Origin of the sequence: Oceaniglobus ichthyenteri (assembly GCF_003057885.1) — a bacterium.
GTDB classification, from domain to species: domain Bacteria; phylum Pseudomonadota; class Alphaproteobacteria; order Rhodobacterales; family Rhodobacteraceae; genus Oceaniglobus; species Oceaniglobus ichthyenteri.
The window spans coordinates 1-12,893 of sequence record NZ_QAGK01000018.1; the positions used below are offsets into that span (position 1 = coordinate 1).

Genomic DNA, 12,893 nt, shown 5'->3' on the forward strand with positions numbered 1-12,893 from the left:
GGGCGACGGATCCGCCTCCACCGATCCCGCCACCGAACAGGAGTGACAATATGACAAGCTGGTATGCGATCCGCGCCCGGGGAACGGGCGCGGAAGTGGCGATCTATGACGAGATCGGTGCCTATGGAGTCTCGGCGAAAGGCTTCCTTGCCGAGCTCGGCGCGCTGCCCGAGGGAGCGCCGGTTGATCTGCGGCTGAACAGTCCCGGCGGATCAGTGTTCGATGCCGTGGCGATCTACAATGCGCTGAAACGGCACGCGGGCCCGATCACGGTCTGGATTGATGGCATTGCCGCCTCGGCCGCGTCCTACATCGCCATGGCGGGCGACGAGATCGTCATGCCGGAAAATGCCTTCCTGATGATCCATGACCCGTCAGGACTGGCGGTGGGCACGGCAGGCGATATGCGCGCCATGGCCGAGGCACTGGACAAGATCGCGGGCAGCCTCGTGCGAGGATATGCCGCCAAAACCGGTAAACCCGACGACGAGGTTGCCGCGTTGATGGCGGCCGAGACCTGGTTCGATGCAGCCGAGGCGGTGGCGGCGGGCTTTGCAGACCGGCTGGCGGAACCGGTCCGGATGGCCGCGCGGTTCGACATCGGCCGGTTCCGCAACGCGCCGCCCGACCTGATCGAAGCGGTGGAAGTCGCAGGCGAGGAGGATGACGCAGGCCCGGAGCCAAAGCCGGGCAGAACCTCGGAAGAGGATGGCGAGACGGCTGGAGATGCCGTGGACGAGAGCCCCGGCGATGCGACTGTCGAGCCTGAAGGGCATGTTGAGATCGACGACATGCCCAGCCCTGCGAATTCGACCCCGACTCCGGGTGGCGCACCGCCCGATCCAGAAGCTACTCGTGTTTCCGGGATCGCCCACGCCCGCGCCATCGTCGATCTTTGTCGCCTTGCGGGCCAGGTCCAGATGGCCGGGCGGTTCCTCGAACAGGACACCAACCTGGATGAGGTCCGCATCGCTCTGCTCGCCGCCAAAGCCGAAGCCGAACCCGAGATTGCCGGGCATCACGCGCAACCGGGCCGCAGCTCAGCGGCGCGCCCTTGGGGCGAGATTGTTGCCCGCACCTTCAAGCTGAAAGATGCCGTAGTGGGGCGCGGCACGAATCACTGACGTTATGCTTTGCGATACGGGATGTTTTGAAGTGTCGTTGCCCTTGGCACGTCTCTCACGTGTCGACGGGGTCGGGCCGGTGGGCGCGCCCCAAACTCTCTTGGCAAAGAAAGGGCAACGACATGGATTTGCATATCGGATTGGACGTCTCGCTGGCAAGCACGGCCATCTGCGCGGTTTCCGCGCATGGGAAGGTAATCAAGGAGACCACGGCCGCCAGCGAACCCGAGGAACTGGTGAGGGTTCTACATGATCTGCCCGGTCGAGTAATAGGTGTGGGCCTGGAGGCCGGTCCCCTGTCACAATGGCTGCATCGGGCTCTGGTCGACGCCGGCTTTGACGCCGTTCTGATGGAAACGCGTCAGGTTAAGGGCGCCTTGAAAGCGATGCCCAACAAGACAGATCGGCGTGATGCGGAGGGCATTGCCCGGCTTTTGCACATGGGCTGGTTTCGGCCCGTCCATTGCAAATCCGTTTCGGCGCAGGAAACGCGCGCGCTGCTGTCATCCCGTAAGGCGGTACAGCAGGCCATGCTGAACATCGAACTCTCGATGCGGGGCATTCTGCGCAATTTCGGACTGAAGATCGGGAAGATTTCGAAAGGCCGGTATGAGGATCGCGTGCGCGAGCTCGTTGACGGCAATCCCATGCTGGAAGCCGCGGTCACATCGATTCTGACCGCCCGCCGGGAACTTCGCAAAGAACTAGCCAAGCTGGAAAAGCTGTTGCGCGGCTACGCGAAAATAGACCCGGTGTGTCGGCTGCTCATGACCATGCCCGGCGTGGGCGCACTTGTGGTGCTGACTGTCAAATCCTCAATCGATGATCCAGACCGTTTCCGATCCTCGAAAGAGGTCGGACCCTGGGCTGGGCTGACCCCGAAACGTGATCAATCGGGAGAGCGAGATATCCTCGGCCAGATCACGAAGGCCGGTGATGTTGGCTTGCGAACTGCCCTCTACCGTGCCGCGACAGTGATGTTGAACCGAGGCAGGGCCAGCTGGCTGACCGCCAGGGCATGGAATGTCGCCAAATCCCGCGGAAAGAAGCGGGCAACGGTTGCATTGGCGCGCCGTATCGGCGTGGTGCTGCACCGCATGTGGCGTGATGGCACGCAATTCTGCTTCAAGCGGGCCGATGCCATGCGGGCAGCAGTCGCATGACCCCCGTATCAGGCATTCCGCAAATGAGGCTTGAACGAGAAGGAGAGATCGACCGCGCCTGAGGGTGCAGGCTCACCGAGGTCCCTTGCCGGGACGCGGTCCCCGATGATGCCGTGGTTATCCTGGTCGCCGGATCATGACGATCTGAGGACGCCTGAAAGATTGGCACGCGGGAACTGCTCTTGGACTTGGCATAATGAAGGCAGCCGATGCGCTGACCGCGGACAGAAGCATGATGCCGGCATGGGAGCGCCCTCGAGGAAGTCGACGCAAGCACGGTCTTACGACACAGCCAACCCGACTGACATTGGTGCCACGCGATCCGGGGCGTTCAGCGCCGAGATGAATTGGCGTCTCCGCGCTGAACGCCCCTCGCGTCGCCCCCGTTCGATCCGACCCGCTCTCTGCTGGCGAGATCCGCCCAACCCCGCTGCGGCACGCCCAGACGGGACCTTTCTCATTGAAATCTCCCTCTTGAACACAATCGCCCCACTACAGAAGGATAATCCTGTGACGACTATCACCGAGACCACCCATCCCGGAGGCTTCCTCGTCTGGGAAGCGTTCCGCGACTACACCCGCGAAACCATCACCGTTGCTTCCGGCGCGCTCGATCCCGGCGCCGTGCTGGGCAAGATCACCGCCTCTGGCAAATACGCCGCCCATGATGCCGCCGCCGTCGATGGCACGGAAACCGCCGTCGCGGTGCTCTGGGGCAAGGCTGACGCCACGGGCGGCGACGTGCCAGCCGTTGCACTGGTTCGCGGCCCCGCCATCGTCAACCGCCACGATCTGATCTTCGCAGGCACGCCCAGCGAAGGCGAGATCACCGCCGCCCATGCCGCGCTGCTGGCGGTCGGCATCCTCGTCCGCTGATCAAACCCTCATAGGAGGCATTCCCATGGCCACCATGGACATCTTCGAAGGCGATGCCTTCACCATCATCGAACTCACCCGCGCGCTGGAAAACATCCCTTTCAAGCCAGCGATCCTGTCGGGCGCCAGCCTGTTCTCGCCGCGCGGCGTGCGCGCGCGCACCGTCGTAATCGAGAGCCGGGATGGCACACTGTCGCTGATCCCGTTCTCCGAACGCGGCTCGGCGGCCGAGCAACAGGTGCCTGAACGGCGCGACATGCGCGCCTTCGTCTGCCGCCAGTTCAAGAAGCAGGACGTGCTCTGGGCCTCGGAAATCCAGGGCATTCGCGACTTCGGCTCGGAAAGCGCGACCCAGCAGGTCCAAAGCGAGGTCGCCCGCAAGCTCGGTCGTCTGCGTCAGGATGCCGAGGCGACATTCGAATATCATCTGCTGAACGGCATTCAGGGGCTCGTGAAGGATCCCAGGGACAACGCCACGGTGATCAACTACTTCACCGAGTTCGGCATCTCACCCGCCACCGAGATCGACTTTGATCTCGACAACGCGACCCCGGGCTCGGGCGCGCTGCGCAAACGCTGCCAGGCGCTGATCGAAAGCGTCGAAGACAGCATGGGCGGGCTCGCCGCCGGGGCCGTGCAGGTCCGCGCTGAATGCGGCTCGGCCTTTTTTGCCGACCTCATTGCCCATAAGGAGGTGCGCGAGACCTACCTCAACACAGCAGCTGCCGCTGATCTGCGGGGCAGGGTGGCCGACGAGGTCAGCTTTGGCGGCATCACCTTCCGCCGCTACAGGGGCGGGGCAGGCTTCGGCATTCCGACCGACAAGGCCTACTTCTATCCCGAAGGAGTGGAGGGCCTCTTTGAGATCTACCATGCCCCGGCCGACACCTTCGAGACGGTGAACACCCTTGGCCTGCCGCTCTACGCCCGGACCATCCCCGACAGGGATCGCGACGAATGGGTGCGGCTGGAAATCGAAAGCAACCCGCTGCCGATCTGCACCCGGCCGCAGGTGCTGCGCAGCGCCAGGCGGACGTGATGTCTGCCTTTGCGGCGGCCGTCGAGCTGCTGTTCGCCGACCCGAACATCGGGCGAGAGGCCAGCTACACCTCCGACGGCGGTGCGCCCATGCTGGTGCGCGTCGTCGCCCGGCGTGCCGATGCGGTCACCGACTTCGGCGATGCGCGGCTCTGGTCCGAGACCACGCGGATCGACCTGCGCGTCGCCGAGGTGGCGAACCCGCGTCCCGGCGATAGGATCGAGATCGATGGGGACGCCTTCCTCATTCAGGGCGAGCCCGTCCGTGACCGCGAGCGGCTGGTCTGGACCGTCGACCTGCGCCCGGCGTGACCGCAATGAAACTGAAGCTCGACATCGATCCCGACATCGTAGCCATGATGGCGGCCGAGGTCGCGGCGGGGGAACGCGCGGTCTCGGCCGCCATGCGCGGGGCCGGCACCGGGTTGAAGTCGGCGTGGCGGTTGCAGATCACCGGCGCGGGGCTCGGCCCCCGGCTCGCCAATTCGATCCGGAGCCAGAACTTCCCGAGGTCGGGCGAGAGCCTAGACGCGGCAGCGCTGGTCTGGTCCAAGGCTCCGGTCATCGTCGGCGCGCATGACACCGGCCCGCTGATCCGCTCCAAAGACGGCTTCTGGCTGGCGATCCCGCTGCCCGCGGCGGGCAAGTCCCTGCGCGGCGGCCGGATCACGCCCGGCGAATGGGAGCGCCGCCGTGGCCTGCGCCTGCGCTTCGTCTATCGGCGCACGGGCCCGAGCCTGCTGGTGGCGGAAGGGCGGCTGAACACGAAGGGCCAGGCGGTGGTGTCGCGCTCGAAGACCGGGCGCGGCAAGGTCACCGCCCCGATCTTCCTGCTGGTGCCGCAGGTGAAGCTGCCGAAGCGGCTGGACCTGGCACGAGATGCAGACCGGGCGTTGGAAAGCGTACCGGGACTGATCGTGGCCAACTGGGTGGCGGCCAGAAAGTAAAAATGGACCTCAGCTTGACTTGCTACTGGATTCAGAAATCCATTCGAGAAGTGATTGGCTGTTTGAAAAGCAAAATAGCTTTCGAGTGCCAATGCACACATAGAGCTTCGTTGATTGGTCCAGTCGTGCAAATAATGAAGCTGTCCTCAGTAGGCTTTTCCCACGGTCCCGGATGAACGCGCCTTTGAAGCTCGTGTAAAATATCATTCGGACCAAATCCGCAAGAATTTGTATAAGAACAGTCAAGAATGACACGGTCATCATCGTGTACGGTAACGCGAAGAAGCCTTTCAAGTTGGTTCTTAAACGAATCGCCGCCGCTCCAGCAGGAGCTCCGGTCGAGTTGACATTCCGCGCGCCAACTTTCGAAGGCATGGTCGAGGCTTCTTTCGGTCTCGACCGGAGTATCGGTATCAATGCAGAAGTACTTGGTAGGTTCGCCGGCGTCAGCCGAATTTGGCGTCAAAGTATTCCATGTGGGGCGACGCAAGCAGGTAAGGCCATCGCTCTCCAAGGCTGCAAGTATTTCAGTTGTGGACATGCTCCAGTCAATACCCTTTATGGATATTGGTTCGGCAGCAGCAGGGCCTGAAACAGCCTGAAAGAAAATGAGAGCTGTCCAGAAGGAAGCATTTTGTAGTGTTTTCGCTTTCAAATTACAGCCTCGCTTTACCGTGCTTGATCGTGGCGAATTGGATGGAAGGATTCGCTTCTTGACGATAGCTCATAGACCGCCAAGCTTCCTCGGCGGCCTGTATGAGTGCGGAAAGGAAACACCTCAGCTAGATTTGGAAAGTGCATTCCGTGCAGCTTCAGCGAACGAACTACCTACGGCCATTTGGTCGATTTGTTCACGTTCTGCAGGTGTGACAAAACCGATCCGCCAGTTTGTGGTGAACTTCAAGATGGTCAGATGGCCATCGTATTCCTTGTTTGCAACTTCCTGAAGCTGTTTCCAAAGCTCCATTTCTTGTTCATTCATTGCTCGACCCTCGGTGCGTTTAGTGTCTGATGATCAACAACACCTTGCGTTGACGTCGTCAAGATCTCAACCCTTCCAGCGTGAGAAACTATGCCCACCCTTCGCGAAACCATCCTCGCCGCGCTGCATGCGCGGCTCTCGGCGCTGCCCGCCACGGCCCTGCGCGGTGAGGTGCTGCCCGAGCGCGTGCCGGCTGATGGCCTGCTGATCCTGCGCGACGGCGAGCCGGGGGAGCCCGAGGTGACGCTGTCACCGCTGCGCTACCACTACCAGCATCGCGCGGAGATCGAAGCGGTCGTGCAGGGCACCGCCCGCGACGCCACGTTCGACACCCTGACCTCCAGCATCGGCGCGGCGATTGCCGCCGACCGCACGCTGGGCGGGCTCTGCGACTGGGTCGAGGCTGAAGCGCCGCGCCCCGTCGATCTGCCGGTCGAGGGCGCGGCCAGCCTGAAGGCGGCCGTCATTCCGGTGGTGCTGCATTATTCAACGGCCGACCCGCTGGCCTGATCCAATCGACCACAGGAGAACACGATGGCACGAGCCCAAGGGGCGCGGGCGCAGATGGCGCTTGCGTTCGAGACGACTTACGGAACGCCGCCGGTGGGCGGGTTCACGAAGATGCCCTTCGCCAGCACATCGCTTGGCGCGGAACAACCACTGCTTAATTCCGAACTGCTGGGCTATGGGCGCGATCCACTGGCGCCGATCAAGGACGCGGTGACGGCCGATGGCGATGTTGTGGTGCCGCTCGACGCCGAGGCCTTCGGGTTCTGGCTTAAGGCGGGTTTCGGCGATCCAACCACGACCGGCGCGGAAGCGCCGTTTACCCACGAGTTCCAATCCGGGTCTTGGACGCTACCCAGCCTGTCGATCGAGACCGGCATGCCGGAGGTGCCGCGCTATGCGATGTATTCTGGGTGCGTGCTGGATCAGATCACCTGGCAGATGCAGCGCTCCGGCCTGCTGACCGCGACAGCGCGGCTGGTGGCGCAGGGCGAGACCGTGGGTGCGACCACCAGCGCAGGCACGCCTGCTGAACTCGGGTTGAAGCGTTTCGGGCATTTCAACGGATCGATCATGCGGAATGGCTCGGCGATTGGCAACGTGGTCTCGGTGGACATCACCTATGCCAACAACCTTGACCGGATCGAAACCATCCGCTCGGATGGGCGGATCGACGGCGCGGATCCCTCTATTGCTGCGCTGACTGGTTCCATCGAGGTGCGGTTCGCCGACCAGACGCTGGTGACACAGGCGATCAACGGCGAGGCCTGCGAGTTGGAGTTCGCCTATGTGCTGGCCTCGGGCGAGAGCTTTACCTTTACGGTGCACGCCGTCTATCTGCCGCGCCCGCGGATCGAGATTTCCGGGCCACAGGGCGTGCAGGCGACGTTCGACTGGCAGGCCGCGCGCGACAGCACCCTCGGCCGGATGTGCACCGCAACTCTGATCAACGACATTGAGGTATATTGATGCTGACACTCGATCTGACCAATGCGCCAAGATGGCACGATCTCGCGCCGGGAGTCCGGGTGCAACTGCGGCCACTGACCACCGCTCTGATGGTGGCAACGCGCAGTGACCCGGTGGTGGAAAGCCTGCCGGAGGTGGCCAGCGACGAAGAACGCGCGGTGGCCTTCGCCAAGGCGCTGGCGCGGCGGGCGGTGCTGGCCTGGGAGGGTATCGGGGACGCCGACGGCAATCCCATCGATCCAAGCCCCGTGTCCATCGATGCGCTCCTCGACGTCTGGCCGATCTTCGAGGCGTTCCAGCTGACCTATGTCTCGAAGGGCTTGCTGCTGGAACAGGAAAAAAACGTCTCCGCGCTCTCGCCGACTGGTCCTTCGGCGGGGGCGAGCGCTACTGCGAGGGTTGCCAAGAGGTCTGCGCAGACTGCCCGGCGCGGCTGAACCGACCGCTCACCCATGAGGGCTGGCAGGCCTGGGACCTCGTCGGTCGTCTCGGCGGGCAACTGCGCGTGCTGCCCGGCGCGGTGATCGGTTGGGACCTGTCGGCGGCACTGTCACTTGGTGATGCCCTCGGCATCCCTCCTCTGGCTATGGCCGAACTGCTGCCCGTCATCGAGGCGGTGATGGTCGCCAAACTCAACGAACAGATGGATCAATCCCATGGCGGAAAAACGGGTTAGCGTCCGCCTCGCGGCGGTCGGCGGGCGCCAGGTGCGCGCCGAACTGGAAGGTGTCGGCGAGGCCGGGTCGCGCGGCTTCGGGCGGCTCAGCCGGGAGATGGAGGCGGCCAATGCCCGGATGGCGGCGTTCTCGCGTCGGGTCAAAGTTGCGGGAGCGGCCGCGGTTGCCGCTGCCACCGCCGCCGGTGTCGCCATGGTGCGCTCCGGGCTGCAAACCGTGGATGCGCAGGCCAAGCTCGCGGCTTCCCTTGGCACCACGGTGGCCTCGATCCAGGTGCTTGAGCGTGCGGGCGATCTCGCCGGTGTGTCGATGGGTCAGGTCGAACAGGCGACCGTCCAATTGACGCGGCGGCTCAGCCAGGCCGCCTCCGGCACCGGCCCGGCGGTGGCGGCCCTGCGTCGCCTGCAGCTAACGGCCGGGGATCTGCAATCTCTGCCACTTGATGCAAGGATCGCGGCGATCCAGCAGGCATTGACGCAATACATCCCGCAAGCCGAGCGTGCCGCCGTCGCTTCACAGCTCTTTGGCGACCGCGCCGCTCTGGTGTTCACGCGGATCGACACGGCGACGCTGCGCCAGGCCACCGAAGATGTCCTGGCCTTCGGTGTCGTGGTTTCCGACCAGGACGCGGCGCAGATCGAACGGACCAATGACGCAATCTCACGGCTCGGGCTGATCTGGCGCGGATTGTCGAACCAACTGGCCGTCGCTGCCGCGCCAGCGCTGGAGGCCGTCGCCAATGCGATGGCGGCGATTGCCAGCCGCACGGGCCCGCTCGGCATCGCCATCCGCGGCCTGTTCGACAATATCGGCCGTCTGACTACCTACGCCGCCACCTTTGCAGGCCTCATGGCGGGTCGCTGGGTCGCCGGACTGGCGGCAGCGGCGCTCTCGGTCCGTGGCCTCGCCACCGCGCTGGTCCTTCTGCGCGGCGCGCTGATCCGCACCGGCATCGGCGCGCTGATCGTCGGGGCAGGCGAGCTGGTCTATCAGTTCACCAAACTGGTGTCCGGCGCCGGGGGCTTTGGCGCCGCCATGGGATTGATGGGCGACGTGGCCAAGGCGGTCTGGGATGGCATCAAGGCGACTGCCGGGTCCTTCGCGGATGATTTCAGGGCAATGGGCGCAGATGTGGAGGCGATCTGGACCCGGTTGATGGCCTTTCTGTCGCGCAAATGGGCGGAGTTTCTGGGTCAGATCGGTCCCACCTTCAACGCCGTCGCCGAAGAGATCGGGGCCGAGACCCGGATCGACTGGTTTGGTGCTCTGTCCCAGGCCTCGATGCTGGAGCATGCGGCCAGCAACGCCGGACATATGGCGGACCGGTATCGACAGCGCGCCGCGAGCACCCGCGCCGGAGCGTTTGACGGCGTCGGCCCGGCCTTGCAGGCCCTGCGGGATGCCATGTCGGGCGGTGAAGAGACCGGCAGCGACGCGCTGGAAGAAGCCACAGCTGCGGCCGAACGGTTCGAGGCCGCGCTCGGTGATGCCGGGCTGGCGGCAACGAGGGCCGGAACCGCAGCCAAAGCCGCCGCTGGTGCCGCCAAACCCGATACCGAAGCGGCCGTTACCGGCTGGCAGGCGGTCACGGTCGCCCTGTCGGACTATGCCGACAAGGCGCGCGATATCGGCAAGGATATCGGGCAGGCCCTGGTCAATGCCTTCCAGTCTGCGGAAAACGCCGTCGGGGAGTTCGTGAAGACCGGCAAGCTGAACTTCCGCGATCTGGTCACCTCGCTGATTGCCGATCTGGCGAAGCTGGCGGCGCGAAAGTTCATCCTTGGCCCGATCGCCAATGCGCTCTCGGGCGCGCTCGGCGGTGCGGGCGGGATCTTCGCCAACATCCTGCATGCGGGTGGCATGGTCGGTTCCTCCGGCCCATCACGCATGGTTCCGGCGCTGGCCTTCGCCGCCGCACCGCGGATGCATTCCGGCGGTGTCGCCGGTCTGCGCCACGACGAGGTGCCTGCAATCCTGCAGCGGGGCGAGCGGGTGCTGTCGCGACGCGAGGCGCAGAGCTATGGCGGCGGTGGCACTGTCAATGTCACCATCATGGCGCGCGATGCCGAAAGCTTCCGGCAATCCCGCACCCAAGTTGCCGCAGATATCGCCCGCGCCGTGGCGCTCGGCCGGAGGGGCATGTGATGTCCTTCCACGAGATCAGGTTTCCCGATGACATCAGTCGTGGCGCACGCGGCGGGCCGGAGCGGCGCACGCAGATCGTTGAGCTGGCCTCGGGCAGCGAGGAGCGCAACGCCAGTTGGGCCAATTCGCGGCGGCGCTACGATGTCGCTTACGGCATCCGCCGCGCCGACGATCTGGCGGCGGTCGTGGCATTTTTCGAGGCGCGGAACGGCTGCCTGCACGGCTTCCGGTTCAAGGACTGGTCGGATTACAAATCCTGTCAGCCCTCGGGAGCGCCATCGCCCCTCGATCAGGTGATCGGCACCGGCGATGGCACGCAGACCGTGTTTCAACTGCTGAAGAATTACACATCTGGCGCGCAATCCTGGACCCGCACTATCAGCAAACCCGTAGCGGGGACGGTGACGATTGCCCTTGGAGGCGTCGAAACGGCCACGGGCTGGTCGCTCGACCCCGCGAGTGGCATGGTCACGTTCGTCACGCCCCCATTGGCAGGCGTCGCGATCACCGCAGGTTTTGAGTTCGACGTGCCGGTGCGGTTTGACACTGACTTGCTGGATGTCACCCTCGACGTCGAACGGCTCGGCTCGATCACCACGATCCCGCTGATCGAACTCCGGATCCCGGTTGCGGTGCGGTTGCCGGAACCCGAGTCGGCAATCTTCACCTGGGAGGATGTGTTCACCGATCACAGTGCGCGGGCAGGCGGGGCGGATTGGACCGGCTGGGGCACCAGCGCCACGCAGCCGGCCGAGGTGCCGCTGGAGTTTTTCCTGCGCTCTGTGCTGCCGGAACTGCGGCCGGATGGGGCGGTGCTTGTTCTCGAAAGCCCGACCGGCGCGATGCATCTGCGCGATCGCATGCAACCGCCGCCGCGCTCCGTGCTGCGCAACTGGACGCTGGATCTGGCCGACACCGTGGTCGAGCGTGGCAAGGACAGCACCTATTGGGGCCAGCTCCATCTCTGGGGCGATGTGGTGGAAGCGCCATCGGCCTCGCCACCCTCGGTCGGCGTCGCGGCCGCCATCGGTGACACCCAGCTGACCCTGAAGGATGATGCCGACACGACAACCTTCCTCGCCACCGCGGGTCCCGGCTCGATTGCCGTGGTGCGCACCAATGCGACCGCGCCGGATTACCACCCCGCCGAGAGCCGGGAAATCATCTACATTGAGTCAATCAGCGCGCGCACCTTGACCCTGTCGCGCCCGCTGAGCATCAGCGTGCCGGTCTCCAACCCTCTGGATTATCCCGGCGAGGTCAGTGATCCCTCGACGGTCACCCTGCTGGTTGGTTCCTTGCTCTCGGCCAACGCGGCGGAGGGCGCGACGCAGATCACGCTGATCGACGCTGGCGGGCTCGCGGTCGGCGATTGGGTCTATCTCTCGACCTCCGAGCTTCCGACGCCGATGGGCAATCAGTTTGCCGGTACGCAGGGGGCACTCCTTGATCCTGGGCAGGACTTTGGCGACATCCTGATCAACGAGGAGATCCACCGCATCACGGCAATTTCCGGCAACACGCTGACGCTGGCCGAACCGCTGGGCAAGAACAAGCTGACCTCTTGGAACGCCGCCTGCGTCAAGATTGACCCGATCGAGAATGCCACAATCAAGGGCGGGCAGTTCCTTGGCCAGGAAGACGGCAGTTCCGCCGAGGCCTGGGAGCATCAGTACATCTGGGCGCGGTACTGCGTGGGTTGCAGCATCAGCGATGCCGCCTTTGACACCGACCCCGCCCGCGCGCTGTCGCACCGCAGGATCGGCCAGGCGGTGCGCTCGGACACCGGGGCGGGCAACCTGATCACCCGTCTGACCATCGCCCAAGGCGGCAGCATCGCGGCCGGTGAAGGTTACGGCGTCTCGCTGCGCCGTGGTGAGCGCAACACCATCGTCTCGCACAGTGACATCGAGAAATGCCGCCACAGCATCGAGCTCTGGAGCACCACGGCGGGCTGCATCGTCGAGCACAACACGGTGCGCAACGACAGCTCGTCCAGCCTCGACACCCATGGCAGCTGGAACAAGGGGGTGGTGATCCGCAACAATACGATCTCGAACGACGGGCTGCTGCTCTCACCGGACCTTGGCGACCGGCCCGATGCAATCCGGATCGGCAACAACAAGTTCTGGCTGGACGAAGATATCCAGGTTCTGAACAACACCGTGACCGGCTACCGGGGCACTGCGATCAGCATCGTGCCGGGATCGCGCAACGTGACTGTCGACGGGCTGGACTGCGACGACATCGACAGAATTCTGTCGATCGGTCGCAACAGCCGCCACCCGGGCCTCTATTCCAGTGATATCGTGATCAGAAACGTCACCGCCGATGATGTCCGCGACCGATTGGCAGAGGTCGACAACACCTCTGACAGCATCCACGTCAAACGCCTGACGCTGGAAGATTGGACCGTGGGCGGCACCGGCCTTGGCACCATCGACGCCGCAGGGATCCTGAACTTC

The 12,893-nt window shown here is 64.4% G+C and carries 13 protein-coding genes and 1 pseudogene; 12 read left to right on the top strand and 2 right to left on the bottom strand.

The genetic code is table 11. The features are described 5' to 3' along the window. Positions 1 to 50: 50 nt before the first annotated feature. The 6 genes from C8265_RS17860 (at position 51) to C8265_RS17885 (ending at position 5,148) form a co-directional block, all read left to right on the top strand. Positions 51 to 1,124, top strand: coding sequence for a head maturation protease, ClpP-related (locus tag C8265_RS17860; RefSeq protein WP_108485403.1), 1,074 nt, complete (start codon positions 51 to 53; stop codon positions 1,122 to 1,124). Between the two features lie 122 nt (positions 1,125 to 1,246). Beyond that, positions 1,247 to 2,287, top strand: coding sequence for an IS110 family RNA-guided transposase (locus C8265_RS17865; RefSeq protein WP_108485404.1), 1,041 nt, complete (start codon positions 1,247 to 1,249; stop codon positions 2,285 to 2,287). Positions 2,288 to 2,797: 510 nt separating this feature from the next. After that, complete coding sequence (locus C8265_RS17870; RefSeq protein WP_108485405.1) at positions 2,798 to 3,163, top strand: head decoration protein; 366 nt, start codon at positions 2,798 to 2,800, stop codon at positions 3,161 to 3,163. Positions 3,164 to 3,188: 25 nt separating this feature from the next. Then, entirely contained in the window at positions 3,189 to 4,202 is a 1,014-nt protein-coding gene (locus C8265_RS17875; RefSeq protein WP_164512383.1) for a major capsid protein, read from the top strand. Next, on the top strand, positions 4,202 to 4,513 hold the full coding sequence (locus tag C8265_RS17880; protein WP_108485407.1) for a head-tail joining protein: 312 nt from the start codon (positions 4,202 to 4,204) through the stop codon (positions 4,511 to 4,513). The genes C8265_RS17875 and C8265_RS17880 overlap by 1 nt, the downstream gene beginning before the upstream one ends. A gap of 5 nt (positions 4,514 to 4,518) precedes the next feature. After that, on the top strand, positions 4,519 to 5,148 hold the full coding sequence (locus tag C8265_RS17885) for a DUF6441 family protein (protein WP_108485440.1): 630 nt from the start codon (positions 4,519 to 4,521) through the stop codon (positions 5,146 to 5,148). Positions 5,149 to 5,179: 31 nt separating this feature from the next. Here the strand turns inward: C8265_RS17885 and C8265_RS19335 are convergent, their stop codons facing one another. Next, on the bottom strand, positions 5,180 to 5,803 hold the full coding sequence (locus tag C8265_RS19335; RefSeq protein ID WP_126623201.1) for a hypothetical protein: 624 nt from the start codon (positions 5,801 to 5,803) through the stop codon (positions 5,180 to 5,182). Between the two features lie 123 nt (positions 5,804 to 5,926). Beyond that, positions 5,927 to 6,130: a hypothetical protein gene (locus tag C8265_RS17895; RefSeq protein WP_126623202.1), complete on the bottom strand. Its 204-nt coding sequence runs from the start codon at positions 6,128 to 6,130 to the stop codon at positions 5,927 to 5,929. Between the two features lie 90 nt (positions 6,131 to 6,220). Between C8265_RS17895 and C8265_RS17900 the strand changes: the two genes are divergently transcribed. From C8265_RS17900 to C8265_RS19825, 6 genes and pseudogenes are all read left to right on the top strand, one after another. After that, positions 6,221 to 6,640 carry an acyl-CoA transferase gene (locus C8265_RS17900; protein WP_108485410.1) on the top strand — a complete coding sequence of 140 codons (420 nt, stop codon included), beginning with the start codon at positions 6,221 to 6,223 and terminating at the stop codon, positions 6,638 to 6,640. A 24-nt stretch (positions 6,641 to 6,664) separates the two neighbouring features. Further along, entirely contained in the window at positions 6,665 to 7,606 is a 942-nt protein-coding gene (locus C8265_RS17905; RefSeq protein WP_108485411.1) for a phage tail tube protein, read from the top strand. Continuing rightward, the gene (locus C8265_RS17910; protein ID WP_108485412.1) at positions 7,606 to 8,043 is read left to right on the top strand and encodes a hypothetical protein; all 438 of its coding nucleotides are present in this window, start codon (positions 7,606 to 7,608) and stop codon (positions 8,041 to 8,043) included. Before C8265_RS17905 ends, C8265_RS17910 begins: the two co-directional genes overlap by 1 nt. Before the next feature lie 68 nt (positions 8,044 to 8,111). Further along, a complete protein-coding gene (locus C8265_RS19580) occupies positions 8,112 to 8,282 on the top strand; it encodes a DUF7697 family protein (RefSeq protein ID WP_164512384.1) in 171 nt (56 codons plus the stop codon). After that, positions 8,263 to 10,428 (top strand): phage tail tape measure C-terminal domain-containing protein, encoded by a 2,166-nt coding sequence (locus C8265_RS17915; RefSeq protein WP_108485413.1) that lies wholly within the window; start codon positions 8,263 to 8,265, stop codon positions 10,426 to 10,428. The genes C8265_RS19580 and C8265_RS17915 overlap by 20 nt, the downstream gene beginning before the upstream one ends. After that, a pseudogene (locus tag C8265_RS19825) lies at positions 10,428 to 11,048 on the top strand (phage distal tail protein, Rcc01695 family); the annotation flags it as partial. The gene C8265_RS17915 and the pseudogene C8265_RS19825, both read left to right, overlap by 1 nt. Positions 11,049 to 12,893: the final 1,845 nt, after the last annotated feature.

What these genes read in the sequence shown, in the direction of transcription:
- C8265_RS17915 (WP_108485413.1), top strand. Translation starts at nt 8,263, where the DNA reads ATGGCGGAAAAACGGGTTAGCGTCCGCCTCGCGGCGGTCGGCGGGCGC.
- C8265_RS17905 (WP_108485411.1), top strand. Translation starts at nt 6,665, where the DNA reads ATGGCACGAGCCCAAGGGGCGCGGGCGCAGATGGCGCTTGCGTTCGAG.
- C8265_RS17860 (WP_108485403.1), top strand. Translation starts at nt 51, where the DNA reads ATGACAAGCTGGTATGCGATCCGCGCCCGGGGAACGGGCGCGGAAGTG.
- C8265_RS17880 (WP_108485407.1), top strand. Translation starts at nt 4,202, where the DNA reads ATGTCTGCCTTTGCGGCGGCCGTCGAGCTGCTGTTCGCCGACCCGAAC.
- C8265_RS17900 (WP_108485410.1), top strand. Translation starts at nt 6,221, where the DNA reads ATGCCCACCCTTCGCGAAACCATCCTCGCCGCGCTGCATGCGCGGCTC.
- C8265_RS17885 (WP_108485440.1), top strand. Translation starts at nt 4,519, where the DNA reads ATGAAACTGAAGCTCGACATCGATCCCGACATCGTAGCCATGATGGCG.
- C8265_RS17910 (WP_108485412.1), top strand. Translation starts at nt 7,606, where the DNA reads ATGCTGACACTCGATCTGACCAATGCGCCAAGATGGCACGATCTCGCG.
- C8265_RS17895 (WP_126623202.1), bottom strand. Translation starts at nt 6,130, where the DNA reads ATGAATGAACAAGAAATGGAGCTTTGGAAACAGCTTCAGGAAGTTGCA.
- C8265_RS17865 (WP_108485404.1), top strand. Translation starts at nt 1,247, where the DNA reads ATGGATTTGCATATCGGATTGGACGTCTCGCTGGCAAGCACGGCCATC.
- C8265_RS17875 (WP_164512383.1), top strand. Translation starts at nt 3,189, where the DNA reads ATGGCCACCATGGACATCTTCGAAGGCGATGCCTTCACCATCATCGAA.